The organism is Stutzerimonas stutzeri (assembly GCF_024448985.1).
GTDB classification, from domain to species: Bacteria; Pseudomonadota; Gammaproteobacteria; order Pseudomonadales; family Pseudomonadaceae; genus Stutzerimonas; species Stutzerimonas stutzeri_AP.
The window spans coordinates 275,156-301,570 of sequence record NZ_JAMOII010000003.1 but is presented as its reverse complement, the minus strand read 5'-3'; the positions used below and the strand labels follow the sequence as shown (position 1 = coordinate 301,570).

The following is a 26,415-nucleotide window of genomic DNA, read 5'->3' as shown; positions in this document are numbered from 1 at the left end:
CGCAGCTGCTTTCTCGCCCAGCCTCAAGCCTCTTTTTCTCGTCTTCCTTAGTCGAACATCCCGATGTGCCGCGGATGACTGGCAATCCGCTGTAGCCACGCGCAGATTTCCGGGTAGCTCTCTAAATTGAATCCACCCTCTTCCGCTACGTGCGTATAGGCATACAGCGCGATGTCCGCAATCGAATAACGGTCGCCAACAAGATACGGCGTTCGCAGTAGCTGTTGCTCCATGACGGCCAACGCGTGGTAGCCGTCCAGTTGCTTGGCAGCATATTCATCGAGACGATCGTCGGGCAAACCAAGATAGACCTTGATGAATCGCGCCACAGCAATGAACGGCTCGTGGCTGTACTGCTCGAAGAACTGCCACTGCAGAACCTGGGTGCGCAAACGCGCATCCTTGGGCAGGAACTCGGTTCCCTCCGCAAGAAAATTGAGAATCGCATTCGACTCCCATAGACAGGAACCGTCATCCAGCTCGAGCACCGGTATCTTTCCGTTAGGATTCTTTTTTCGGAACCACTCTTCACGACTTTCGCCGCGAAGAATATCTACCGGTATCCACTCGTAATCCCGACCGAGCAGATGCAGCATCAGCTTCACCTTGTAGCAGTTGCCGGACCGATAATCGCCATAAACCTTGTACGCCATATCCATTCTCCGTGCGGCGCCGCAATCACCGCGATATGAAGCTACGCTGCATCGACCATTCCGGCACTTCGAATCACGCTCGCCAGCCGACGTACGCCCTCAGCCAGGCGCTCCGGGGCGACGTGACTGAAGTTCAGCCGCAGATATCCCGGGTTCTGCTCGGGATCGACGAAGAAAGGCTCGCCGGGCATGAATACCACGTCCTGCGCCAGCGCCGAGTTGAGCAGGGTTCGCGTATCTACCGGACGCTTCAGCTGCAACCAGAAGAACAACCCGCCCTGTGGGAGCTGCCAGTCTGCCAGGTCACCAAAATGCGCCTTGAGCGCAGCCTGCATCTCATCGCGGCGCAGACGATAGAAACGTCGCAACTCGATCAGATGCGCCTCATATTGCTTGCTCCCCAGCCATTGCAATGCCTGCCACTGGCCAATGCGGTTGGTATGCAAGTCGGCCGACTGCTTCAGCCGTAGCAGATAAGGAAACAGATCGGGAGTTGCGATTAAATAGCCAACCCGCAGCCCTGGAAGCAGCGTTTTGGAGACCGTACCGGTGTAAATCCAGCTTGCCTGTCGCATGCGACTGACGATGGGCCTGGCGCTACCTTCGTCGAAAACCAGCTCTCGATAAGGCTCGTCCTCGATCAGAGTGACGTTGAATTCATCCAGCAGCGCCGCGACAGCGTCGCGTTTCTCTTCGCTGTAGCGCACCGCCGACGGGTTCTGAAAGGTTGGAATGAGGTAGGCGAAAGCCGGCTTGTGTTGCTCCAGCCGTTGGCGTAGCGCAGCGAGGGACGGCCCGTCAGCTTCCTGCGGTACCGCCAGACAGTCCGCACCGAATAGTTGGAAAGCCTGCAGCGCCGCCAGATAGGTCGGCGCCTCCAGCAACACTTCGGTACCGCGATCGATGAATAGCTTCGATGCCAGATCCAGCGTCTGCTGGGAGCCGCTGACGATGAGAACCTGACTGGCCGAGCAGTCGATACCGAGTGAACGCGCTTCGGCGGCAATAGCCTCGCGCAGCGCCGGTTCTCCCTCGCTCATACCGTACTGCCCCATGGTCGCCGGCATCTGCGCCCACTCCACCTTCGGCAGCATCGATTCGGCCGGCAGCCCTCCGGCGAACGACATCACTTCTGGGCGCTGCGCAGCGGCGAGAATTTCACGGATCAGCGAGCTTTTCAGGCGGTCGACGCGTTCGGAGAAGGCCATAGGGCACCAGATGCAAGAGGGAATAAAATAAGTCAGACTACTTGACCAAAATTACGCCTGCGATTGCGAATACGTCAATATGACTGACCTAAAAAAAAGCACAATTCAGCGCCGGATCATGGAGAGCTTCTTTCTTGGCTATCAGGCCTTCACAGCCAAGCCAGACGAGATGCTTGCGCGCCGCGGACTTTCTCGGGTCCATCACCGCATTCTTTTCTTCATTGCGAGCTATCCAGACCTCAGCATCAAGGAGCTGCTCGGCTACCTCGGCGTGAGCAAACAGGCGCTGAATATCCCGCTACGACAGCTCATCGAGATGCATTTGGTGGAAAGCAGAACTGCGGAGGACGACAAGCGCAAGCGCATACTGCGCTTCACCGCAGAGGGCGCCAAGCTGGAACAGTTACTTAGACGAGAGCAGGTACGGCTACTCGAACGAGCGTTCAAACAGGCAGGCGATGACGCCGTATCCGGCTGGCTTGCAGTGAACCAGACGCTGGCGACCAGCACCAATCGACATTAAGTACCTTGGGCGCGCAGATGCGCCTGAAGGTTTTGAAGCGATCTCCGACTTACTCGAAGCACAAAAAAGGGCGACCGAAGTCGCCCTTTTTCTATGGATTGCAGAACTTAGTTCTGGTTTTCCATCTGTGCGCGGATCAGATCACCAATGGTGGTCGGACCAGCAGCTGGCTCTACGTCCTGCTTAGTACGCAGTTCCTTCATCGCGTCCTTCTCGTCCTCGACGTCTTTCGACTTGATGGACAGGCTGATGACACGGCTCTTGCGGTCGATGCTGATGATCTTAGCTTCGACTTCATCGCCTTCCTTCAGTACGTTGCGCGCGTCTTCAACGCGGTCACGGCTGATTTCGGACGCCTTCAGAGTTGCTTCGATATCGTTGCCCAGATCGATGATGGCGCCTTTGGCATCAACTTCTTTCACGGTGCCACGAACGATGCTGCCCTTGTCGTTGACGGCAGCGTAGTTGGAGAACGGATCGTCTTCCAGCTGCTTGATACCCAGGGAGATGCGCTCACGCTCCGGATCGACCGACAGGATGACGGTGTCCAGCTCGTCGCCCTTCTTGAAGCGACGCACGGCTTCTTCGCCAGCTTCGTTCCAGGAGATGTCGGACAGGTGAACCAGGCCGTCGATGCCACCGTCCAGACCAATGAAGATACCGAAATCGGTGATCGACTTGATGGTGCCGGAGATACGGTCGCCCTTGTTGAACTGGCCAGAGAAGTCTTCCCATGGGTTGGACTTGCACTGCTTGATGCCCAGGGAGATACGACGACGCTCTTCGTCGATGTCCAGAACCATGACTTCCACTTCGTCGCCGACCTGTACGACCTTCGACGGATGGATGTTCTTGTTGGTCCAGTCCATTTCGGACACGTGCACCAGGCCTTCGACGCCCTCTTCCAGCTCGGCGAAGCAGCCGTAGTCGGTGAGGTTGGTGACCTTGGCCATGACGCGGGTGTTTTCCGGGTAACGGGCCTTGATGGCAACCCATGGGTCTTCACCCAGCTGCTTCAGACCCAGGGATACGCGGTTACGCTCGCGATCGAACTTCAGCACCTTGACGTCGATCTCGTCGCCAACGTTGACGATCTCGGACGGATGCTTGATGCGCTTCCAGGCCATATCGGTGATGTGCAGCAAGCCGTCGACGCCACCCAGATCCACGAACGCGCCGTAGTCGGTGAGGTTCTTGACGATACCCTTGACCTGCTGGCCTTCCTGCAACGATTCCAGCAGAGCTTCACGCTCGGCGCTGTTCTCGGCTTCCAGAACGCTACGACGGGAAACGACAACATTGTTGCGCTTCTGGTCCAGCTTGATGACCTTGAACTCGAGTTCCTTGCCTTCCAGGTGAGTGGTATCACGCACTGGACGAACGTCAACCAAGGAACCTGGCAGGAACGCACGGATGCCGTTAACGTCGACAGTGAAGCCGCCCTTAACCTTACCGTTGATAACGCCCTTAACCACTTCCTCAGCTGCGAAAGCCGCTTCCAGAACAATCCAGCACTCGGCACGCTTGGCTTTCTCGCGGGACAGCTTGGTTTCACCGAAGCCATCTTCAACCGCGTCCAGCGCCACGTGAACTTCGTCACCCACGCTGATGGTCAGCTCGCCCTGCTCGTTGTAGAACTGCTCGACCGGGATGACGCCCTCGGACTTCAGACCGGCATGGACAGTGACCCAGTCACCATCGATGTCGACCACGATGCCGGTGATGATGGCGCCCGGCTGCATGTCGAGGGATTTCAGGCTTTCTTCAAAAAGTTCTGCAAAGCTTTCGCTCATGTTTATTCCTGCTGTTTTCGGGCGAGGATCCGCCCTATCTCCACGCCCCAGATAACGTGGGTTCATTCATATAAAAAAAGGCCTGCGGGACTGGATCTGGTCTCCCACATGCCTCCTTGTTAACAGCTCTCTAAACAAGAACCGTCGGACCGCACCTCGGCGGTGGCTCTTCAGGCGAAATCGCGCTTGGCGACTTCGCTCAGAATCTGTCCTAACACCTGCTCGATGGAAAGATCAGTAGAGTCCAGCTGTACCGCATCGTCTGCCGGCTTCAGCGGAGCCACTTCACGTTGGGTATCACGCTCATCGCGCACCCTTATCTCATCGAGAAGACTCGCGAGATTAACATCATCACCCTTGGCCTTCAACTGCAGGAAGCGCCGGCGTGCCCTTTCCTCGGCACTGGCGGTGAGAAAAATCTTCAGCGGAGCGTCCGGAAACACCACGGTCCCCATGTCTCGCCCATCCGCGACGAGCCCGGGCGGCTCACGAAAGGCCTTTTGACGCTGCAAGAGTGCATCTCGAACGACCGGTAGCGCGGCCACCTGGGACGCACCAGCGCCGACCTGCTCGTTGCGAATCGCGCTGGTGACGTCCTCTCCTTCAAGAATGATCTGCATGCCATGGCCACCCCCTGCGCCGAACTGGACGTCAAGATGAGCCGCGAGCAGCTTTAGCGCTTCTTCATTGGTCAGATCGACTCCATGGTTGCGTGCAGCGAAGGCAAGCAGACGATAAAGCGCACCGGAATCAAGGAAATTCCATCCCAGCTTTGCAGCCAGCAGCGCCGCCACCGTGCCCTTGCCGGAACCGCTAGGACCGTCGATGGTTATGACCGGAACCTGTCTGATCATGAATCACCCTCCACAGCCACCCGCAGCCCAGCCCGCTCGGCCAGCGCCAGGAAGTTTGGGAACGAAGTGGCGACGTTAGCGCAATCGTGTATGCGTATCGGAGCACCGGCGCGAAGCGCAGCGACACTGAAAGACATCGCGATTCGATGATCGCCGTGCGCCCAGACCTCACCACCACCGAAGACAGCGCCGCCTTCGATGATAATCCCATCCGGCGTAGGTGCAGCCTGCACGCCGAGCGTTTGCAGACCGTCGGCCATTACCTGGATACGGTCGGACTCTTTGACCCGCAATTCTTCGGCACCACGCAAAGTCGTCCGGCCCTCGGCGCAAGCCGCCGCGACAAACAGCACCGGGAACTCATCGATGGCGAGCGGGACGAGGTTTTCCGGTATCTCGATACCCTTGAGCTGCGCAGCGCGTACCCGTATGTCCGCAACCGGTTCGCCGCCTACCTCACGTTGATTGGTCAATTCGATATCGGCGCCCATCAGCTTGAGAATGTCGATGACGCCGGTACGCGTCGGGTTGATCCCCACGTGCTCGAGGGTGACGTCCGAACCTTCCGCAATGCTGGCAGCGACCATGAAGAAGGCCGCAGAAGAGATGTCCGCAGGCACCTCGATCTGCGTGGCGTGCAGTTTATGGCCCGATTCGACGGCAGCGGTGCAGGCCTCCCCCATAACCGGATAACCGAAGCCCTGGAGCATCCGCTCGGTATGGTCACGGGTAGGGGCTGGCTCGGTCACGGACGTCCGCCCGGCAGCATACAGTCCCGCCAGTAACAGGCAGGACTTGACCTGAGCACTGGCCATCGGCATTTCGTAATGCATCCCGGAAAGCTTCTGCCCGCCACGAATGGTTAGCGGCGGACGCCCCTCGGCGGCCGTCTCGATCACTGCACCCATATCACGCAGGGGCTTTGCGACGCGATTCATCGGGCGCTTGGACAGAGAGGCATCGCCGGTCAGCGTGGTGTCGAACGGCTGCGCCGCCAACAAACCGGACAGCAGACGCATCGAGGTTCCGGAATTACCAAGGTAGATCGGACCTGGCGGGGGTTTCAAACCATGCAGGCCAACACCATGAACAGTGACGCGCCCTTGGTTCGGCCCCTCGATCACCACACCCATGTCGCGGAATGCCTGAATGGTCGCAAGGGCATCCTCACCCTCGAGAAATCCTTCCACTTCGGTGATCCCATCGGCAAGCGAGCCGAGCATGATCGATCGGTGGGAAATGGATTTGTCGCCTGGTACTCGAAGTGTGCCGCTAAGGCTGCCGCCAGGATTGGCGAGGAAGATCAGATCTTTGGAATGCATAACGTCCACATAGGCTCTGCGAGCCAGTATTTTGCTGAAATGTTCTCGGGCAGCCCTGGCGCGCGTGAATACGCCCAACAACATATGCCCGTCTCCTTCATCGACCGCGGCGCGTAGCGCATCGAGGTCGGCACGAAAATCATCAAGGGTATGCAGCACGGCCTCGCGATTGGCGAGGAAGATGTCGTGCCACATAACCGGATCACTACCTGCTATACGAGTAAAATCACGAAACCCACCTGCCGCATAACGGAAAATCTCTAGATTTTCGTTGCGTTTGGCCAACGAATCCACCAGACCAAACGCCAACAGGTGGGGTAGATGGCTGGTCGCTGCGAGCACTTCGTCGTGATGCTGAATATCCATATGTTCAACATCGGCGCCCAACGCCCGCCACAAGCCATCCACAAGTGTTAGCGCGGCAGGGTCTGTGTCCTCCAATGGCGTGAGGATCACCTTGTGCCGACGAAAAAGCGTGCTTTCGGCAGCGGTGACGCCGCTCTGTTCCGAGCCAGCTATCGGATGGCCCGGCACGAAACGCGGCGGCATCCGCCCGAATCGCTCACGAGCACAACGCACCACATTGCCCTTGGCGCTGCCAACATCGGTAAGCACCGCACTTCCGAGATCGAGCATTGCAAGCTCCGCCAGCAGACGCTCCATCGCCAGGATCGGGACGGCCAACTGAATGACATCCGCGCCCTGGCAAGCGTCCGCAAGGCTGTCTGCGCAGCGATCCACCACACCAAGTTCGACGGCAAGCTCGCGAGAACGGGCATCGAGATCGAAGCCCACCACCTCACCACACAGCCCACGCTCACGCAGCCCTTTGGCGAACGAGCCACCAATCAGTCCGAGACCGATCACAGCCAGACGACGCACCAGCGGTACGTCGGCGCTCGCCATTCCAACTTCGCGACTCAACGCCCGAGCGCCTTGCGCAGAACGTCGAGAAATCGTGCATTTTCGGCTTCGGTTCCGATCGACACACGAAGGAAAGTTGGCATTCCATAGCCAGCCATAGGCCGAACGATGACACCATCGCGCAGCAACGCCTGGTTGATCGGTGACGCATCACGCCCAAAATCAACCGCGATGAAGTTCCCCCTAGACGGTATCCAGTCCAGTCCCAGCTGCTTGAACCCCGTCTCGAGCTGCTGCATGCCTGCGGTATTGTATGCCCTGCTCTGGCTCAGATACTCGGTATCGTCAAGTGCGGCGCAGGCGGCCGCAAGAGCGAGGCTGTTGACGTTGAACGGCTGACGAACACGATTCAGCACATCGGCAATCCGCGCCGAACAGATCGCATATCCCACACGCAACGCAGCCAGACCGTAGGCTTTAGAGAAGGTGCGGGACACCAGCAAGTTGGAATGCGAAGCCAGAAAGGTCAACCCATCCGGCAGCTCGCCACCCTCCGCGTATTCGATATACGCCTCATCCAGAACGACCAGAACGTGCGCTGGAACACTTGCGAGGAAGCTGCCGAGCGCGTCGGCATCGAACCAGGTACCCGTTGGGTTATTGGGGTTGGCAATGAACACGACGCGGGTGTTCTCATCGATAGCTGCCAGCATGGCTTCGAGATCGTGGCCCCAGTGCTTGGCGGGCACAGCCTTCGCCTGTGCACCGACGGCCTGGGTAGCAATCGGATAGACCGCAAAGGCGTGCTCGCTGAATACCGCGTTGAGCCCGGGCGCGAGGTAGGCACGCGCAACCAGCTCAAGGATATCGTTGGAGCCGTTGCCGAGGGTGACCTGGTCAATATTGACGCCGCATCGCTCGGCCAGCTTTTGCTTGAGCACAAAACCGTTGCCGTCGGGATAGCGGGTCAATTCGTCGAGCTGAGCCCTGATCGCATTGATGACGTTCGGACTGGGACCCAGCGGATTTTCATTACTGGCCAGCTTGATGATCGACTGCGGATCGAGATTGAGCTCCCGAGCCAGCTCATCCACGGGCTTACCGGGTACGTAGGGCGACAGCTTCTGAACGCCCGGCTGTGCCAGGGCGAGGAAATCACAGGACATATTCAGCTCCGCTGAAGCTGAAAACTCGAAGCTTGAAGCTTGAAGCTTGAAGCAATCCGCATTGCCCAAAGTTCCGGCTTCCAGCTTCCGGCTTCCAGCTGCTTATTAAAGTACCGCCTTGGGATACGACCCCAGCACCTTCAACGCCACCGCTTCACGACCGATTTTCTCCAGAACGTCCTTGATCAACGGGTCCTGATGGTGGCCGATGCAGTCGATGAAGAATACATAGGTCCATTTACCGCTGCGCGAAGGGCGGGTTTCGATCCGCGTAAGATCAATGCCGTTGGAATGGAACGGCATCAGCAGCTCATGCAGCGCGCCCGGCTTGTTGCGCATGGAGACGATGATCGAAGTCTTGTCGTCGCCGGTAGGCGGTACTTCCTGGCTACCGATGATCAGGAAGCGCGTGGAGTTGTCCGGACGGTCTTCGATCTTTTCGGCAATCTTGCTCAGACCGTAAAGCTGAGCGGCCATGTCACCGGCGATCGCTGCGGAGTTCCACTCGCTCTTCACGCGCTTGGCCGCATCGGCATTGCTGGAAACCGCTACGCGCTCGACGCTTGGATAATGGGCATCCAGCCATTTGCGACATTGCGCCAGCGACTGCGCATGGGAATAGATGCGCGTGATGCGGTCGGTCTTGGTCGTCTCACCCACCAGCAAGTGATGGTGAATACGCAGCTCGACCTCGCCGCAGATGACGATGTCATGCTCAAGGAAACTATCCAGCGTGTGGTTGACGGCGCCTTCGGTGGAATTTTCCACCGGCACTACGCCGAAGTTCACCGCACCGGCGACCACCTCGCGGAAGACCTCATCAATGGCGGCCATGGGCTTGCTAACCACCGAGTGGCCAAAATGCTTGAGCGCCGCCGCCTGTGAGAAGGTGCCTTCAGGTCCGAGATAAGCGACCCGCAACGGCTGCTCCAGCGCTAGGCATGAGGACATGATTTCGCGAAACAGGCGCGCCATTTCCTCGTTGTCCAGCGGACCCTTGTTCAGCTCCATGATGTGTTTGAGCACCCAGGCTTCGCGCTCGGGACGGTAGAAAACCGCCTCCTCGCCTTCCGCCAGCGAAGCCGTTTTGACACGGGCCACGTCCTGGGCACACCGAGCGCGCTCGCTGATCAGCTCGAGGATTCTCTCGTCGAGGCTGTCGATGCGGACGCGCAGTGCCTTCAGCCGATCGGCATCGCTCATCAGCCCTGCTCCTTCTCGAATTCGCACATGTAGGCGATGAGTGCCTCGACGGCATCCAGCCCGACCGCGTTATAGATGGAGGCACGCATGCCACCAACCGAGCGATGGCCTTTCAGGTTGAGCAGGCCGCGCGCATCGGCCCCTGCCAGAAAGGCCTTGTCCAGTTTCTCATCGGCCAGCCTGAAGGGTACGTTCATCCAGGAGCGGGCATTGCTGGCAATCGGGTTGGAATAGAAGTCGCTGGAATCGATCGCGCCGTAAAGCATGTCCTTCTTGGCGCGATTGCGCTTCTCCATCGCTTCGACGCCACCCTGCTCCTTCAGCCACTCGAACACCAGGCCGGAGAGATACCAGGAAAAGGTCGCTGGCGTGTTATACATCGAGCCGTTGTCAGCTGCGATCTTGTAATCGAGCATGGTCGGGCAGCTGGAACGCGCGCGACCGAGCAAGTCCTCGCGAACGATCACCACCACTAGGCCCGACGGGCCAATGTTTTTCTGCGCCCCGGCATAGATCAGGCCGAACTTCGACACATCGATGGGACGCGAGAGGATGTCCGAAGACATGTCCACCACTAACGGCGTGTCGCCCAGTTCGGGCGTCCAGTCGAACTGCAGTCCGCCGATGGTTTCATTACTGGCGTAATGCAGATAGGCCGCGTTGTCGCTGAGCGCCCACTCGTTCTGCCCTGGAATCGCGAAATAGTCGTAGGGTTTGGCGCTGGCAGCGACATTGATATGACCGAAACGTCTAGCCTCTTCGATGCCTTTGCGCGACCAGATACCCGTATCGATGTAATCGGCGACGCCGTCTTCTGGCAACAGATTTAACGGGATTTCAGCGAATTGCTGGCTGGCGCCACCCTGCAGGAACAACACCTTGTAGTTGGTGGGAATGTTCAGCAAATCGCGCAGATCCTGCTCAGCCTTCTCGGCGATGGCCGTGTATTCGTCGCTGCGGTGGCTCATTTCCATTACCGACAGGCCTCGGCCCTGCCAGTCAAGGAGTTCAGCCTGGGCGCGCTGCAGCACGGCTTCGGGAAGCGAGGCCGGACCGGCACAGAAATTAAAGGCGCGTTTGCTCATCTTCGTTCTCTCAAAAAACGGTCGATACCATGCTCGCTCCGCCCGTCGCCGAGGCGCTCAGGTCCAGCGCTTGCAATTTCTTCACCCGTAGCGGGTTGCCGATCGATACGCGCGACGCCCTTGGGCGCCGCATCTGCCGAATCAGTTTTCGTCGTCGGTAGGCACTACATCCGGAGGAACGTCCCCGCCCCCACCAAGCAGCTCGTCCTCGCTGGGCTCGGTGCTGACGACAGGCATTTCCTTATCCAGCGCCTCGTCATCAAGAACCGCCTCGATATCTTCCAGGACATCTTCTTCGGATGGTTCCTGAACCCTTTCGAGACCAACCAGGTGCTCGTTCTTACCCAGCTTGATCAACGTTACACCCTGGGTATTGCGCCCCAGCGATGAAACCTCATCGACACGCGTACGCACCAATGTGCCCTGATCGGAAATCAGCATGATTTCCTCGCCCTGCTGCACCTGAACGGCACCGACCAGCGGACCGTTGCGTTCATTGGTCACCATGGCGATAACACCCTGACCACCGCGACCGCGACGCGGGAACTCGTCGATCACCGTGCGCTTGCCGTAGCCATTGAGGCTCGCGGTGAGGATCTGCGCATCGGGCTCGGGAATCAGCATGGAAATCAGACGCTGGCCTTCCGGTAGACGCATGCCACGAACGCCGCGGGCGGTACGGCCCATGGTGCGAACGTGTTTCTCTTTGAAGCGAATCACCTTGCCGCCATCGGAGAACAGCATCACTTCGCGCGCACCATCGGTAACCGCAGCGGCGATCAGCGTGTCGCCCTCCTCCAGGCCGAGCGCGATCAGGCCAACGCTGCGTGGACGACTGAATTGCGAAAGCGGAGTCTTTTTGACGGTGCCCTTGGCGGTCGCCATAAAGATGTAGGTACCGGTCGGCTCGTCCACCGACTCGTCGGCGTCCTCACCGTCGAGCGACTCTTCCACTTCATCGCTTTCGCTGATGATTTCAGCGTCTTCGATATCTTCATCGCCGTTCAGTTGCTGCTGGCGCGCTGCTTCGATGTCGACCTGCAGCATCGCGGTGATGTGCTCGCCTTCGGAAAGCGGTAGCAGGTTCACCAGCGGACGACCGCGCGAAGTGCGTGAGGCCTCGGGAATCTCGTAGGTCTTGAGCCAGTACACCTTGCCCTTGCTGGAGAACAGCAGCAGCGTGGTGTGGCTGTTGGCGACGAGCAAATGCTCGACGTAATCCTCTTCCTTGACCCCAGTTGCCGCCTTGCCGCGACCGCCCCGGCGCTGCGCCTGATAGGCAGCCAGCGGCTGGGACTTGGCGTAGCCGCCATGGGAAATCGTGACGACACGTTCTTCTTCGGTGATCAGGTCGGCCAGCGTCAGATCCAAACGCGCTTCGAGAATCTCGGTTCGACGCGCATCGCCGAACTCGGCCTTAACACCTTCCAATTCCTCGCAGATGACTTCCATCAGCCGCACCGGGCTGGTCAGGATGCGGATCAGCTCGCCGATCTGGGTGAGAATTTCCTGATATTCGCTGAGCAGCTTCTCGTGCTCGAGTCCCGTCAGGCGATGCAAGCGCAGGTCAAGGATGGCCTGCGCCTGCTCCGGCGACAGGTAGTAACGGCCATCGCGCAGCCCGAATTGCGGATCGAGGTCTTCCGGGCGGCAGGCATCGGCTCCGGCGCGCTCGACCATGGCTTCCACCGCACTGGATTCCCAGGCGGTAGCGATCAGCGCTTCCTTGGCTTCGGCCGGCGTCGGCGAGGCTTTGATCAGCGCGATGACCGGGTCGATATTGGAAAGCGCGACCGCCTGACCTTCGAGAATATGACCGCGTTCGCGCGCCTTGCGCAGTTCGAATACCGTGCGGCGGGTGACCACTTCGCGACGGTGGCGTACGAAGGCTTCCAGCAGCTCCTTGAGATTCAAGGTGCGCGGCTGACCATCGACCAGCGCCACCACGTTGATACCGAACACGCTCTGCAGCTGCGTCTGAGCATAGAGATTGTTGAGGATGACTTCCGGCACTTCGCCGCGGCGCAGCTCGATCACTACGCGCATACCGTCCTTGTCGGACTCGTCGCGCAGCTCAGTGATGCCTTCGAGCTTCTTCTCCTTTACCAGCTCGGCGATCTTCTCAATCAGACGCGCCTTGTTCAGCTGATAAGGCAGCTCGGTAATGACGATCTGTTGACGACCACCAACCTTGTCGATGTCTTCGATGGTCGAGCGGGCACGCATATAGATGCGACCGCGGCCGGTGCGATAAGCCTCGATGACCCCAGCACGGCCATTGATGATACCTGCGGTCGGGAAATCCGGACCGGGGATATGGGTCATCAGCTCATCGATAGTGATATCCGGATTGGCGATCAGCGCCAGACAGCCATCGATCACTTCGCCCAGGTTATGGGGAGGAATGTTGGTCGCCATGCCCACCGCGATACCGCTGGAGCCGTTGACCAGCAGGTTCGGGATCTTGGTCGGCATGACTGCAGGGATCTGTTCGGTGCCGTCGTAGTTCGGCACCCAGTCGACAGTTTCCTTGTGCAGATCGGCCAGCAGCTCATGGGCCAGCTTGGCCATGCGCACTTCGGTGTATCGCATGGCCGCGGCGCTGTCGCCATCGACCGAACCGAAGTTGCCCTGGCCATCGACCAGCAGGTAGCGCAGCGAGAATGGCTGCGCCATCCGCACGATGGTGTCATAGACAGCAGAATCACCGTGAGGGTGATATTTACCAATGACGTCACCGACCACACGGGCGGATTTTTTGTACGGTTTATTCCAGTCGTTACCCAGCTCACTCATGGCAAAAAGCACACGGCGATGCACGGGCTTCAGTCCGTCGCGCGCATCCGGCAGCGCACGACCGACGATTACACTCATGGCGTAGTCGAGGTAGGACTGTTTGAGTTCGTCTTCGATATTGACCGGGAGGATTTCTTTGGCCAGTTCGCCCATGGAAGCCTGGTTCCTTATAGTCAGCAGGGTCCTGCGATTAAGCGCGGGATGGTATCACAAGGCGGGAGGTCGCTGGAGGCTGGAGGCGTAACGAAGAAAGCGCTCGATCGCGCCGCTTCTCGATGGGAAAGGCACGCGCCAACTACAAAGGAACGTGCCGCCCCTAGCCTCCAGCCGCTTTAGTCATCTTGCACCTTAATGCAACCGCTTACGGCTCATCAGGGCCGCGAGTTTAGCCGCGCTTGGCCGCTCGACGACGCCCTTCTCGGTCACGATGGCATCGATGAGATCCGCCGGGGTCACATCGAATACCGGGTTGAAGGCTTCGACCTCCGCCGCCAACCGCTGGCCGTTCACTTCCAGCAACTCGCTGCCGGCACGCTCCTCGATGGGAATGTCATCGCCAGATTCTAGCTCCATGTCGATGGTCGAACTGGGCGCCACGACCATGAACCGCACCCCGTGATGCATGGCAAGTACGGCGAGCTGATAGGTACCGATCTTGTTGGCGACGTCGCCATTAGCGGTGATCCGGTCGGCCCCGACAATCACCCAGGTGATACCTCGCGTTTTCATTAGGTGCGCGGCAGCCGAGTCGGCATTCAACGTCACCGGCACGCCTTCGCCGGCCAGCTCCCATGCGGTCAGCCTCGAACCCTGCAGCCAGGGACGGGTTTCATCGGCATAAACACGCTCGACAAGCCCTTCCAGATGCGCAGCGCGGATCACGCCGAGGGCAGTGCCGAAACCACCGGTGGCAAGCGCACCGGTATTACAGTGGGTGAGCAGGTTTTGCGGATTACCTTGATGCTTGCGGATCAGGTCGACCCCGAACTGCGCCATGGTGAGATTGGCTTCGCGGTCGCTGTCGTGAATGGAGGTCGCCTGGGCCTCGGCCGCTGTCAACGGGTCTTCGCCCGGTTTCAGACGGCCGAGCCGTTCGCGCATCTGATTCAATGCCCAGAACAGATTGACGGCGGTCGGACGGGAGTCGGCAAGCACCTCGAAGTCTGCCTCCAACGCCGCGCGCCAGTCACCTCCCTCGGCGAGCCGCGCCCTGAGTCCCAGAACCAGTCCATACGCCGCGCTGATCCCAATCGCTGGCGCGCCGCGCACGACCATCTCACGGATAGCCTTGGCGACAGCCGCAGCAGAATCATAGGTGTGCCATAGCTCTTCCAGCGGCAGTTTGCGCTGGTCGAGCAAACGCAACTGCCCGTCCTGCCACTCGATAGCCTTCACTTTTTCCGCGGCCAACAAGCGTTCGCGCATGGCAATCCTCTCTGTTCTTGACTGGCACCCTGGATAACCAGGGACAGAACCGGCCCGCTCATGGCTACGAGCCGGCGCATGAAAAAGCCCGGTCATCTTCGAGCCGGGCTTCAACATTCGGCATGAATATGCAGCGTCATTCGCGCTCGCACTCATACCCGGGCGCGAATCCTAATCGACTGATTTTTTCAGCACAAGCAAAGCCCGTCTGCCGCACTCGATACGGACGAATGCAGTGATCAGTGGCACTAGGCGTGCTGGCAGCGTCTGCAAGCTGGGCTTCAGTTTTAGATTTGAAAAAGCGTTCTTCATCGTTTCACCTTGACCTGTAGCCGGCAGCCAGAATACTGTACCTATATACAGTATTAGGATTATTCACCACCATGACGTCCGTGGTCGCCCTTAATCACCTGATCGATACGCGCCGGCTCTGGCGCGGCCAGACCAAAGTCCTTACACCCAACGCCCAGCCAACCGGGCATGCTGCGCTGGATGAAGTATTACCCGGTGGCGGCTGGCCTGAATCGGCATTGAGCGAGATTCTCTTCGCCACTACCGGAATCGGCGAGTTACGCCTGCTTTGGCCCACCCTGGCGCGCCTCACCGCCGCCGGCGAGCGCGTAGTGCTGGTGGCCCCGCCCTATGTGCCTTATCCCCAAGCTTGGCTGGCTGCCGGCATAGATCTGCGTCAGCTGTTCATTATCAACGCACGGGGCCGTGACGCCTTGTGGGCTACCGAACAATGCCTGCGCTCGGGCAGTTGCGGTGCGGTGTTGTGCTGGCCGCAACAGGTCGATGATCGCGCTCTGCGCCGCCTGCAGGTTGCGGCTGAAACAGGCCAGACATTGGCCTTCGCCTATCGTCCGCTACGCGAAGAGGCCAATCCTTCCCCGGCAGCGCTGCGCCTGGCGGTCGAAACCCGACCGTCGCAGCTGCGCGTTCTCAAGTGCCGCGGCGGCCTGCCCAGAACGCTACCCATTTCCGCTGCGGCGTTGGGCTGAGGTCAGCATGCTGTGGGTCTGCATATTGCTGCCTCAACTGGCCATGGACGGCGTGCTGCGAAGCCGAGCCGATGCCGAATCGCCGCTGGCGCTCTTGAGCGGCACACCACAACGCCGTGTGCTGCAGGCAGTCAATCCCGCTGCTCGGGCTCTCGGCCTCAAGCCAGGACAATCGTTGATCGCTGCCCAGGCGCTGACTCACGCCTTTGCCACGGCTGAATATGACCTGGCGTCGATCGAGCGCTGGCAACAATTTCTCGCCGCCTGGGCCTACGGCTTTAGCTCGCAGGTCAGCCTGCACTATCCGCGTTGCCTGCTTTTGGAAGTGCAATCCAGTCTCGGCCTGTTCGGACCCTGGCCTCGTTTGGAGATACGCTTACGCGAAGAATTGAATATGCTGGGTTTTCAGCATCGCATTACCCTGGCGCCGAACCCTGCCGCCGCGCGAGTCTTGGCCAACGCGCATGACGGTCTGGCGGTGATGGATACCGAAACGCTGCCTGGCGTGCTCGCTGCATTGCCCGTAGAGCGCATCGGAGTGCCCCGTGAAGTGGCGACCGCCCTTTCACGCATGGGTCTGCGAACACTGAAGCAGATTCTTGAAATGCCTCGACATGGCCTGGCGCAGCGCTTTCCGACCGGCGCGCTGAAACACATCGACACCCTGCTCGGCCATCAGCCATTGGCGCTGGACTTCCATCGACCGCCAGACGTGTTCAAGGCTCGACTCGAGCTGAACTTCGAAGTCGAGTCGCATCAGGCATTGCTATTCCCGCTGCGCCGCCTGACAGCCGATCTCGCCGCCTATCTGGCCGGACGCGACAGTGGCGTGCAGCGCTTCGCCTTGCACCTGGAACACCGCAACCTGGCGGACAGTCAAGTGCCGGTCGGCCTGCTTAGCGCCGAGCGTGATCCGGCCATGTTGTTCGAATTGTCCCGTGGACGTCTGGAGAATCTGCAATTGCCGGCCCCGGTATTGGCGATACGCCTGATAGCGCGCGAGCTACCGGCCTTCACCCCCAAGCACCGCGAATTGTTCGATGAACGGCCACATCAATCACTACCCTGGGAACAGCTGCGCGAACGTCTGCGGGCCCGGCTGGGTGACGATGCCGTGCAAGGACTCGGGGCTCGCTACGACCATCGCCCCGAGTGTGCCTGGCGATCACAGCACGCTGACCGGAACGAACCTTCATTCAGCACCGCGCCACGCCCCAGCTGGCTGTTGGCCGAATCGAAGCCGTTGCACGAAGCCTCATTGCGCATTCTCGCTGGCCCCGAGCGAATCGAGTCCGGCTGGTGGGACGGCAGCGATGTGCGCCGCGACTATTACCTAGTGGAAACCCGTGCCGGCCAGCGTGGCTGGGCCTTTCGTTCGATAACGGATGGAGGGCCGCTGTTGTTGCACGGCTGGTTCGCATGACAGCCGATTACGCCGAACTGCACTGCCTGTCCAATTTCAGCTTCCAGCGGGGCGCCTCCAGTGCCCGCGAATTATTCGAGCGCGCCGTCCGCCTTGGTTACCGAGCACTGGCCATTACCGACGAATGCACCCTGGCTGGCATCGTGCGTGCCTGGCAAGCCTCGAAGGAGGTTGGCCTGCCTCTGATCATCGGCAGCGAGGTCCAGATCGAGGGAGGACCAAAGCTGGTCTTGCTGGCGGAAAACCTGGCCGGCTACCAGGCGCTATGCCGTCTGATCACCCGCGCACGACGCCGCGCCGAGAAAGGCTGTTATCAACTGCTGCCAGAAGATTTGAGCGAGCCATTGGACGGGCTGCTGGCTATCTGGCTCGCCAAACAAGCTAACGCTGATGCTGAGGGCCGCCGGTTGCACGAGCGCTTCGGCGATCGCCTCTGGCTGGGTATCGAACTGCACCGCGGGCCGGACGACAGGTTGCGCCTGGAACAATGGCAGGCGCTGGCTGCGCGCTTGAGCATACCTGCTGTAGCTTGCGGCGATGTACACATGCACGCGCGCGGCCGTCGCGCCCTGCAGGATTGCATGACTGCGATTCGCCACCATCTGCCGGTATCCGAAGCAGGACGCCATCTTTTTCCTAATGGCGAACGCCACCTGCGCCAACGCGAAGATCTGGCGCAGCTCTATCCACCCGAGCTGCTCGCCGAGACGCTGCGCATTGCCGAGCGGTGCCAGTTCGCTCTTGACCAATTGCGCTATCAATATCCTCACGAACTGGTGCCCGCAGGCCACAACGCCACGTCCTGGCTGCGCGAGCTGGTCGAAGACGGCATCCGCTGGCGCTGGCCAGAAGGCGTAACGGCGAAAGCCCGCGCACAGCTCGAGCACGAGCTGCAACTGATCGCTGAACTGGAGTACGAAAGTTACTTCCTCACGGTGCACGACCTCGTTCGCTTTGCTCGTGAGCGCGGCATTCTCTGCCAAGGTCGAGGTTCGGCAGCCAACTCGACGGTGTGTTTCGTGCTAGGCATCACCGAACTCGATCCAGCGCATACCAAGCTGCTATTCGAACGCTTCCTCTCACGCGAACGCAAGGAGCCGCCTGATATCGACGTCGACTTCGAGCATGATCGTCGCGAGGAAGTCATCCAATACGTATTCCGCCGCTACGGTCGTGATCGCGCCGCGCTGACGGCCGTAGCCAGCACTTACCACGCCACGGGAGCATTGCGTGACGTGGCCAAGGCACTCAGCCTGCCGTCTGATCAAGTCAATGCACTGGCCGATTGCTGTGGACGTTGGAGCGATCGGGTTCCCGACGACGAGCGCCTGCGCGAAGCCGGTTTCGATCCCGACAGTCCGGTGCTGCGCCGGGTATTGGTGCTGACTGGCGAATTGATCGGCTTCCCCCGTCACCTGTCCCAACATCCAGGCGGCTTCGTTATTTCCGAGCATTCACTGGAAACGCTGGTGCCCGTCGAAAATGCCAGCATGGCCGAACGCACCGTGATCCAGTGGGACAAGGACGATCTCGATCTGGTCGGCCTGCTTAAGGTCGATGTACTCGCCCTCGGCATGCTCAGTGCCCTACGCCGCTGCTTCAACCTGATCGAACACTATCGCGGCACGCGCTGGACCATAGCCACCCTGCCCCAGGAAGACAGTGCAACCTACGACATGATCAGCCGCGCCGATACCGTCGGTGTATTCCAAATCGAATCGCGGGCACAGATGGCGATGTTGCCGCGGCTGCGCCCCAGAACCTTTTACGACTTGGTGATCCAGGTCGCCATCGTGCGGCCGGGGCCGATTCAGGGCGACATGGTTCATCCCTACCTGCGTCGGCGCAATCGCGAGGAACCCGAGGACTATCCTTCCGAAGAACTAAAGCCTGTTTTCGAACGCACCCTCGGCGTACCCCTGTTTCAAGAGCAGGTGATGGAGCTGGCGATCGTAGCCGCCGAATACACCCCCGATGAAGCCGACAGACTCCGCCGCGCAATGGCCGCCTGGAAGCGCCATGGCAGCCTGGAGCCGCATCGCGTACGGCTGACCGAACGCATGCTTGCCCGTGGCTACAAATCTGAATTCATCGCTCGCATCTTCGAGCAGATCAAAGGATTCGGCAGCTACGGCTTTCCCGAATCCCATGCCGCCAGTTTCGCCCTGCTCACCTATGCCAGCTGCTGGCTGAAATGTCATGAGCCAGCCGCCTATGCCTGCGCGCTGATTAACAGCTGGCCGATGGGTTTCTACAATCCCGACCAGATTCTTCAGGATGCCCGCCGGCATAAGCTGGAGATCCGGCCCGTAGATGTCCATCACAGCGATTGGGATTGCAGCCTGGAGCCGAGCGACAGCGAGCAACCTGCGATTCGTCTGGGCTTGCGCTTGGTACGTGGTTTTCGCGAAGTGGATGCACAACGCATCGAGGAGGCCCGTCAGGCTCGGCCCTTTACTGACATCCATGACCTATGCACGCGTGCCAGGCTGGATATCCGTGCTCGCGAGCACCTAGCCGATTCAGGCGCCCTGAGAGGCCTCGCGGGGCATCGCCATCGAGCCCGCTGGGCGGTGGCTGGGTACGAGCCACAACTGCCGCTATTCGCAGGTCAATCCACGCAGCAGGAAGTCCCGGTCCCTTTACCGCTGCCCACGGTCGGCGAAGATCTGCTGACCGACTACGCCACGCTCGGCACTACGCTTGGCCCGCACCCGTTGGCGCTGCTACGTGATCAGTTGAGAGCAAAGCGCTGCCGCAGCTCTCGCGAGCTGGTCACCATAGAGCATGGCCGCCCTATCAGCGTTGCCGGCCTGGTCATCGGTCGCCAACGCCCACAAACCGCCAGCGGAATCATCTTCGTCACGCTGGAGGACGAGTTCGGCATGATCAACGTCGTAGTCTGGCGCGACCTGGCAGAGCGCCAACGGCGCGTATTGATCCAGTCCCAGATGCTGCGCATCGATGGTCACCTGGAGTCGGCTAACGGAGTACGCCATGTCATTGCCGGACGCTTAAACGACCTTACGGCGTTACTGACAGGGCTGGATGTACGTAGTCGAGATTTTCAGTGACACGCGGCGTTCGAAGTGCACATCAAGACCGTAACCAAGTAGAAGCCTCAACGATTGGGTCGCTACGCCAAAATCAGCAAATACGTTCCGCCAGCCTTGATCTAACCCGGCCACATCGACCTCGCCGATCATCGCACCCGGCGTATTCCCAAGGCATACAAGCAAGCTTGGAAGGCCGGGTTCGCTTCGCGATCCAATCAGGGAAGCGGGTTACCGAGACCAGGCTCGTTCGGGTCATAAATATTTGGCTCGCTACCGCTAGAGGTATCTGAATCCGGCACACCAGCCGGCTGTTCAGCCGGATTTCCGTGATTGCCAGGACCTCTTTGCACGTCTGGATTATCAGTAATGAAATCCGGCTCAGGGGAATGACTCGGGTTCTGACTTTGCCCTGGGACCGGCTGCTGATCATGGGGCCTGTCGAGTGGATCAATGCTCATAGGGCTATCTCCGGTTGAGTTTGATGGCTCTTACGTTTGAGATAACACAACCATGTTCGTGCAGTCCGCACGTCGACTAATACGGCACTTGGCTTCGTGAAACTGTTCTGACTATATCGAGCCGGCAGCCCCTCAGCACAAGGCGGGCCGAGTGCCGAGTCGCGAAACGAAGCCACAAGGCTCGACTCAACCATCACGGTTTAATGACTATCCCAACGCCTCGACCACGAGGGTCCGACGCGGTCTGCAGGTTTTTTTCATCCACCCATATCGCCTGGATATCCCCCATCGACCAGCCCTGATCTTCAAGTATGTAGCCCATGGCTTTCAGTTCGTCCGCAACCTCGCCCGTTAGCGGTGCATAGGCGTCGTAATAAATAGTGTCCTTGGGCAGCAACTGATGATGTACGCGCTGTGCGGCCACGGCTTTCTCCAAGGGAAGACCAAAGTCAAAGACGTTGTTCAGCACCTGGAAGATGGACGTGAAGATCCGCGAGCCGCCGGGCGTACCGAGCACCAGGCTTACCTTTCCATCGCGCGTGACGATGCTCGGGCTCATGGAAGAAAGCATGCGCTTGCCCGGCTCGATGGCGTTGGCATCACTGCCAACCACGCCGAAGGCATTTGCAACGCCCGGCTTTGCGCTGAAATCATCCATCTCATCGTTGAGCAGAAACCCAGCCCCCTGGACCACGACCCCGCTGCCAAAGTCCCAGTTCAGCGTGTAGGTATTACTGACCGCATTACCATCGGCATCGACGATCGAGAAGTGAGTGGTTTGCCGCGGTTCCAAGCCAGGACGCACCTTTTCGGTCGCAGAGATAGCCGAAGGGTTAATCTCGGCCGCGCGCTGCTCCAGGTAATCAGGGGCGATCAGCTGCGCTACCGGCACGTCGGAAAAGTCCGGGTCGCCAAGGTAATCGGCACGGTCGGCAAAGACCCTTTTCTCGATTTCCGCCAACAAATGGATGTAACGTGCCGAGTTCAGCTCAACTCCCTTGAAATCTTCGGCGCGCCGTTCCTTGATGCCAATTAGCTGGGCAAGCGCGATGCCACCAGAGCTGGGCAGCGGTGCGGTGTAAAGACTGTTGCCCCGCCAGTCAACGCGCATCGGCTCGCGCCATTTAATACGGTAGTCGGCCAAGTCCTCTTTGGTGATAAGCCCGTCGTCACGACGCATCTGGGCGACCAGAAGTTCGGCCGTCTTACCTTTGTAGAAGTCATCAGGCCCTCGGTCGGCGATACGTTCCAGCGTCTCGGCCAGTTCTGGCTGGCGGAAGCTGGCCCCTGGACTCATGGCGCCGAAGTAGTCTTCGAAGTTGGTCTGTCCATTGAATAGCCCTATAGCGTCCTCACGGTACTGAAACTGCTGATCGGCAACTTTGAAGCCTTCCCGCGCATAGCCGATTGCAGGTGTGATCAGCTCGCTCCAGGGCAGCTTGCCAAAGCGTCGATGCGCCTCCCACATGCCCAATACCGTCCCTGGAACGCCGGCCGCCTTGGCACCGACCAAGCTGAGGTTCTCGATCACCTCACCTTTGTCATCGAGATACATGGTCTTGCTCGCTGCCTTGGGCGCTACTTCACGGTAATCCAGGAAATAGGGTTTGCCGTTCATGTACAACGTCATGAATCCACCACCGCCGATATTACCGGCCTCGGGGTAGGTAACGGCGAGCGTGAAGGCTGTCGCCACCGCTGCATCCACCGCGTTGCCCCCGCTCCTTAATACTTGCGCGGCGACCTTAGCGCTGTACTCATCAGGAGCCGCGACCGCACCGCCTTCGAGGCTAGCTCCGAGAGCGGCATGACTGGTGACGACAATCGCCACACAAAGGGTCAGGTTGGATAGGTGGAGCAGATGCATGGTGCCCATTCCTTCTTCTTGTGTATGAGAACGAGCACTCGCTGTCTGGCGGGTGCTGGCTGATAGTCAGCTTAGAAGGATAGACGAGCACACGGTGTCGCTCGTTGCAGACAGATGTTGAACTGTCCCGTTAAACGAATACCGGTAGACAACTTCCCGTCACGGAGCCTCTCGGCTTAGCGGCGCGACGAATACGTGTCACGCCCGGACCATCAATATCGCACTGGAACACGTCATAAGCGCTCTTAACCTATCTGCGCCAAATCACACGATGACACCAAGCGGCTAAAGCTCAAATGTAGTGCCCATGAACATGAAAATGCACCACGGTCCTCTTTCACGGGATGAGCAGGTCTCTGGAATGAAGTTGTACAAGGTGAACAGCGGCTGCATGAGCAGGCGGTCGCCGAGATGAGTTATTAGCCCCAGAGCACAGGCAGCTGCGAGAGCGATTGGCGCTTGGTAACTCGGTGGCGGAGCTGGGGAAACTGAATGGGGCCAACAGGCCAACGACCTATCAGGAGTACTGTTGGCTTGCTCGCAGCATCAGAGGTGCACTTTAACTAAATGTCCTCAATGATGGCGTCGGTGGCTACAGGTATTGCGGCAGATGCTCGTTACCAAGCGAAACTGCACTTTCCAGGAATACGAAAAGGGCCCGAAGGCCCTTTTTTCCGCTGTTATTACAGCGGACCGATGGTGGAACAAGACTTCTTGGCCTTGGCATGCTTTTGCAGCGGTGCCAACTGAGGACGGTGCTTACCACTCCGAACATCCAGAGACATAATGTTCTCACCCCAGCGAGGGCCGGCCGCCCAGTAAGTGCTTGGAATGCAGTTCTCGTTCAAGTAAGCCAGTAGATTGTCGGTAGCGACCACGGCAGAGGGAGAGAAGTCCGGAATGCCATGCTCGCCAATATAACCACGCAGCTTGTTCTTCTTCAGCCACTCCACCCAAGGCTTGACCCGCTCGACGCCAAGCATCGGATGGAAGGTTTCGGCGCGTTTGGTATAGGTACCCGAGTAATCGAAGTCCAGATACTGGTGCGCCTCATAGACCAGGTTGTTCTTCGGATCGCGCATCCACGGATCGTTGATCAGCTGGGTGTTGTACTTCTGCCAGTGGAAGGCGCTGGAATAACGATCGCCGGCAATCATGATCCACTTGGTGGGGTCGATTTTGCGGATCGCTTGACCAGCTGCCTGGGCAGTTTGCGGCCACATGTTATTGCCAGTGTTGTACGGCTCGTTCATCAGACCGTAGCCATACAGCGCCGGGTGCCTGGACAGCTCCACGGCAATCTTGCGCCAGGTCTCGGCAAACTGCGCCCGCGGTACTTCCGGTGAGTTGATCACCTTGCCGTAGTAGCGGTAGTAGTTGTGCATATCAAGGATGACTTTGATGCCGTGCTTATGTGCATGATCCAGCGATAGCTTGATGCGCCCCAGCTCAGCTGCGTTCAGGTCGGTACCGAGCTTGGGCTGAATACGTTCCCACAGGAAGCCCAGACGGACCAGCTTGAAGCCCAGCTCGCTGTGACGCTTGTAGTAGGACTCGTCGGCGTACGTGTAGCCCTTGTTGTAAATGCCCGGAACGGTGCCCGGATCGAACACGCCGGAACCGAAGTTGACGCCAACCAGATCGATGCCGCTGCCGTCACTGACCACTGGGGTGGTAGGAACCGGCGCTGGAGCTGGGCTCGGTGCCGGAGTTGGCGCAGGAGTCGGCGCCACTGCTACTGGAGCGCTGGTCGAAGTGCCGGAGACAACGCTGATGGTTTTCGGATAGCCGACACTGGCAGCGGAGAGCGCCGAGCCGCTGAGCATTACCGAGAGGTGGGCACCAACGTCGTAAACAGCCGCGACTTTGCGCACTTGACCATCAGCCAGTTTGACCGAAGCCCCAACCACGAAGGCGGATTTATTAGCACCAGTATTGGGAATCGAAAAACCCGCCGCCTTGCGATAAATCCCGTTATCCCAATCGGAGTTGGTAAAGCTATTCATCGAAGCGGTGTAGGAGCTGCTCGGCACGCCAGGTGCAGTCACGACAGGTGCGGTAACAGCCGGAACGCTCGGCGCTACGGCAGTCGGTACGACCGTACTGACAGTGCGCGGCGCACCAACTTTGCCACCGTCCAACAGACCGCCATCTACATAAATGCTGAGGTTGGTACCAACCTTGTAAACCCTAGAGATCTTGCGGACCTGACCATCTGCAAACTTAATCTGAACGCCCGGCTTGAATGCAGCAATAGAAGCTGAAGTGGCTGGCACGGACAGCGCAGCAGAGTTGCGCCAAACACCATTAAGGAACTCACTACTATTGAACTTATTGATCGGGGAAGTAAATGCAGACGCGACAGATGCACTTACTGTCGAGGCAGCAGCCACATGACTCGTGAAAGTTACAACACTAAATACCGCAGCAAGCGCGATGGAGCGAACAAGCGCCTTGGGGGCACCAGCAAGTACATTGATAGACATTCAGTCTCTCCGGAACTTAATACTTCAAAAGGCCGAAGCCTTTAAACAAGTGGCGGGAGTTGTAATTGAGTCGTGCGGCGCTTACTGGGGCAGCTAACTGTCTTTGCGCAACCGGACGAACCGTATTGCAAAGGATGCCGGATCACCGTGGTGAAACCCGGCAATCCGTTGCGTGGCGCCTTTATAATAGGTTTATATGAATTCTCAAAATTTTTTTGACTACTTTAGATCGTCAAACAAACGACGTTTTTGCGTCAGAGCTGCTAAAAGGCCAGTAGTAAAAAGGCACTTTGATATCAAAGCCAAGCGGAACAAAACTCGATGGAACCGTAACAACAAACAATTTATCGGCGCCGGTTTTTTGAATAACCGAAACGCTGGGCGCAGTAAACACTACATATTCGCCCGACGAGCGGATATGCAGGACAGTCCATTTCAGCGATAGAGACGAGAGAAGCGAAACGGTGGATTAGGCATCTCGACATAAAACACTAGCCGACTGCAAGACACTGCAGCCGACCGTTTCGGCAACATGGGCGCCCAGCATGGATGGCTAATGGGCCTTTGATCTTTTGTCCGACTTACGAGCACGCCGTCATCAGACCACGCCGCGCTCGAGCTCCACTGATATACGAACCAAAAGGACGCGATAACGGACGACTATCATCGTTCTGCGACTGTCTCGGGCTGGAAGCTGCGCAAGGCGGGAGCAACCAGAGCATCCACGACAGCCGGCACGAAGGACGCGCTGCTCACGATCACTTAGGCCTTTTTATGAAGAGAGCAGACGGTCTCGGTGGAATATCCAAAAGGATGCTGCCATTCAGGAGGGGCGGACCAATTTCCCAGGCTGCGATCCACACTGTTCTCTGAAGTACCGTTCACCTCGGAAGTTCAGGCAGTGAGCGCAACATCAATCTAACGGACCGCAGTATCCGGTTTGATAAGGGCAAGTCCAGGTGAACGAGCCCACTAAAACACCGACGCCTTCCCCCTTACCATAAGGGATAGGCAAACGGTCGTGTTTATGACCACAGCAACGACTGACATATAGAAGTGCTCGGCCCAGAGCATCGCCGCTGGAGTGTCGAAGAGAAGGTCGTTATGGTTCGCGCCGGGGCAAAGCGCTTCCGTCGTGGCTCGGCGCAACGGCATCAACCCAACCAGTTATTCACTGGCGCAGCTTTATCAGGACGGCAGCCTGTCGGCGGTTATTGGCGGTGAGGCTTTGG

16 protein-coding genes are annotated in these 26,415 nt (G+C 58.9%); 4 read left to right on the top strand and 12 right to left on the bottom strand.

What is annotated here, in order from left to right; genetic code table 11:
* Positions 1–47: 47 nt before the first annotated feature.
* Both NA647_RS06935 and NA647_RS06930 read right to left on the bottom strand, forming a co-directional pair.
* Positions 48–653 (bottom strand): glutathione S-transferase family protein, encoded by a 606-nt coding sequence (locus tag NA647_RS06935; RefSeq protein WP_256056997.1) that lies wholly within the window; start codon positions 651–653, stop codon positions 48–50.
* 41 nt (positions 654–694) lie between these two features.
* Positions 695–1,861 carry a PLP-dependent aminotransferase family protein gene (locus tag NA647_RS06930; protein WP_256056996.1) on the bottom strand — a complete coding sequence of 389 codons (1,167 nt, stop codon included), beginning with the start codon at positions 1,859–1,861 and terminating at the stop codon, positions 695–697.
* Positions 1,862–1,940: 79 nt separating this feature from the next.
* Between NA647_RS06930 and NA647_RS06925 the strand changes: the two genes are divergently transcribed.
* Positions 1,941–2,384: a MarR family winged helix-turn-helix transcriptional regulator gene (locus NA647_RS06925; protein ID WP_256048236.1), complete on the top strand. Its 444-nt coding sequence runs from the start codon at positions 1,941–1,943 to the stop codon at positions 2,382–2,384.
* Positions 2,385–2,491: 107 nt separating this feature from the next.
* On the opposite strand, the gene rpsA is transcribed toward NA647_RS06925, so the two are convergent.
* From rpsA to mtnA, 8 genes are all read right to left on the bottom strand, one after another.
* Entirely contained in the window at positions 2,492–4,177 is a 1,686-nt protein-coding gene (rpsA, locus tag NA647_RS06920; protein WP_131648523.1) for a 30S ribosomal protein S1, read from the bottom strand.
* Positions 4,178–4,347: 170 nt separating this feature from the next.
* Positions 4,348–5,031: a (d)CMP kinase gene (cmk, locus tag NA647_RS06915; RefSeq protein WP_256056995.1), complete on the bottom strand. Its 684-nt coding sequence runs from the start codon at positions 5,029–5,031 to the stop codon at positions 4,348–4,350.
* Positions 5,028–7,259: a bifunctional prephenate dehydrogenase/3-phosphoshikimate 1-carboxyvinyltransferase gene (locus tag NA647_RS06910; RefSeq protein WP_256057078.1), complete on the bottom strand. Its 2,232-nt coding sequence runs from the start codon at positions 7,257–7,259 to the stop codon at positions 5,028–5,030. Before NA647_RS06910 ends, cmk begins: the two co-directional genes overlap by 4 nt.
* Positions 7,260–7,273: 14 nt before the next feature.
* The gene (hisC, locus tag NA647_RS06905; protein ID WP_256056994.1) at positions 7,274–8,383 is read right to left on the bottom strand and encodes a histidinol-phosphate transaminase; all 1,110 of its coding nucleotides are present in this window, start codon (positions 8,381–8,383) and stop codon (positions 7,274–7,276) included.
* A 105-nt stretch (positions 8,384–8,488) separates the two neighbouring features.
* Positions 8,489–9,586, bottom strand: coding sequence for a prephenate dehydratase (pheA, locus tag NA647_RS06900; RefSeq protein ID WP_256056993.1), 1,098 nt, complete (start codon positions 9,584–9,586; stop codon positions 8,489–8,491).
* Positions 9,586–10,671 carry a 3-phosphoserine/phosphohydroxythreonine transaminase gene (serC, locus tag NA647_RS06895; RefSeq protein WP_256056992.1) on the bottom strand — a complete coding sequence of 362 codons (1,086 nt, stop codon included), beginning with the start codon at positions 10,669–10,671 and terminating at the stop codon, positions 9,586–9,588. The genes pheA and serC overlap by 1 nt, the downstream gene beginning before the upstream one ends.
* Before the next feature lie 141 nt (positions 10,672–10,812).
* The gene (gyrA, locus tag NA647_RS06890; protein WP_256056991.1) at positions 10,813–13,620 is read right to left on the bottom strand and encodes a DNA gyrase subunit A; all 2,808 of its coding nucleotides are present in this window, start codon (positions 13,618–13,620) and stop codon (positions 10,813–10,815) included.
* A gap of 195 nt (positions 13,621–13,815) precedes the next feature.
* On the bottom strand, positions 13,816–14,892 hold the full coding sequence (mtnA, locus tag NA647_RS06885; RefSeq protein ID WP_256048229.1) for an S-methyl-5-thioribose-1-phosphate isomerase: 1,077 nt from the start codon (positions 14,890–14,892) through the stop codon (positions 13,816–13,818).
* Positions 14,893–15,275: 383 nt separating this feature from the next.
* Here mtnA and imuA point away from each other — a divergent pair, with 383 nt between their 5' ends.
* The 3 genes from imuA to NA647_RS06870 are packed head-to-tail and all read left to right on the top strand — an operon-like array spanning position 15,276 to position 20,390.
* Positions 15,276–15,893, top strand: a complete 618-nt coding sequence (gene imuA, locus NA647_RS06880; protein WP_256056990.1) for a translesion DNA synthesis-associated protein ImuA — start codon at positions 15,276–15,278, stop codon at positions 15,891–15,893.
* Positions 15,894–15,900: 7 nt separating this feature from the next.
* Positions 15,901–17,316 carry a Y-family DNA polymerase gene (locus NA647_RS06875; RefSeq protein ID WP_256056989.1) on the top strand — a complete coding sequence of 472 codons (1,416 nt, stop codon included), beginning with the start codon at positions 15,901–15,903 and terminating at the stop codon, positions 17,314–17,316.
* Entirely contained in the window at positions 17,313–20,390 is a 3,078-nt protein-coding gene (locus tag NA647_RS06870) for an error-prone DNA polymerase (RefSeq protein WP_256056988.1), read from the top strand. The genes NA647_RS06875 and NA647_RS06870 overlap by 4 nt, the downstream gene beginning before the upstream one ends.
* Before the next feature lie 633 nt (positions 20,391–21,023).
* On the opposite strand, the gene ggt is transcribed toward NA647_RS06870, so the two are convergent.
* Positions 21,024–22,697, bottom strand: coding sequence for a gamma-glutamyltransferase (ggt, locus tag NA647_RS06865; protein WP_256056987.1), 1,674 nt, complete (start codon positions 22,695–22,697; stop codon positions 21,024–21,026).
* Positions 22,698–23,380: 683 nt separating this feature from the next.
* Positions 23,381–25,183 (bottom strand): glycoside hydrolase family 5 protein, encoded by a 1,803-nt coding sequence (locus NA647_RS06860; protein WP_256056986.1) that lies wholly within the window; start codon positions 25,181–25,183, stop codon positions 23,381–23,383.
* Positions 25,184–26,415: the final 1,232 nt, after the last annotated feature.

Excerpts from the sequence above, each read along its gene's own strand:
- NA647_RS06935 (WP_256056997.1), bottom strand. The coding sequence starts at position 653 with ATGGCGTACAAGGTTTATGGCGATTATCGGTCCGGCAACTGCTACAAG.
- NA647_RS06930 (WP_256056996.1), bottom strand. The coding sequence starts at position 1,861 with ATGGCCTTCTCCGAACGCGTCGACCGCCTGAAAAGCTCGCTGATCCGT.
- NA647_RS06925 (WP_256048236.1), top strand. The coding sequence starts at position 1,941 with ATGACTGACCTAAAAAAAAGCACAATTCAGCGCCGGATCATGGAGAGC.
- rpsA (WP_131648523.1), bottom strand. The coding sequence starts at position 4,177 with ATGAGCGAAAGCTTTGCAGAACTTTTTGAAGAAAGCCTGAAATCCCTC.
- cmk (WP_256056995.1), bottom strand. The coding sequence starts at position 5,031 with ATGATCAGACAGGTTCCGGTCATAACCATCGACGGTCCTAGCGGTTCC.
- NA647_RS06910 (WP_256057078.1), bottom strand. The coding sequence starts at position 7,259 with ATGGCGAGCGCCGACGTACCGCTGGTGCGTCGTCTGGCTGTGATCGGT.
- hisC (WP_256056994.1), bottom strand. The coding sequence starts at position 8,383 with ATGTCCTGTGATTTCCTCGCCCTGGCACAGCCGGGCGTTCAGAAGCTG.
- pheA (WP_256056993.1), bottom strand. The coding sequence starts at position 9,586 with ATGAGCGATGCCGATCGGCTGAAGGCACTGCGCGTCCGCATCGACAGC.
- serC (WP_256056992.1), bottom strand. The coding sequence starts at position 10,671 with ATGAGCAAACGCGCCTTTAATTTCTGTGCCGGTCCGGCCTCGCTTCCC.
- gyrA (WP_256056991.1), bottom strand. The coding sequence starts at position 13,620 with ATGGGCGAACTGGCCAAAGAAATCCTCCCGGTCAATATCGAAGACGAA.
- mtnA (WP_256048229.1), bottom strand. The coding sequence starts at position 14,892 with ATGCGCGAACGCTTGTTGGCCGCGGAAAAAGTGAAGGCTATCGAGTGG.
- imuA (WP_256056990.1), top strand. The coding sequence starts at position 15,276 with ATGACGTCCGTGGTCGCCCTTAATCACCTGATCGATACGCGCCGGCTC.
- NA647_RS06875 (WP_256056989.1), top strand. The coding sequence starts at position 15,901 with ATGCTGTGGGTCTGCATATTGCTGCCTCAACTGGCCATGGACGGCGTG.
- NA647_RS06870 (WP_256056988.1), top strand. The coding sequence starts at position 17,313 with ATGACAGCCGATTACGCCGAACTGCACTGCCTGTCCAATTTCAGCTTC.
- ggt (WP_256056987.1), bottom strand. The coding sequence starts at position 22,697 with ATGCATCTGCTCCACCTATCCAACCTGACCCTTTGTGTGGCGATTGTC.
- NA647_RS06860 (WP_256056986.1), bottom strand. The coding sequence starts at position 25,183 with ATGTCTATCAATGTACTTGCTGGTGCCCCCAAGGCGCTTGTTCGCTCC.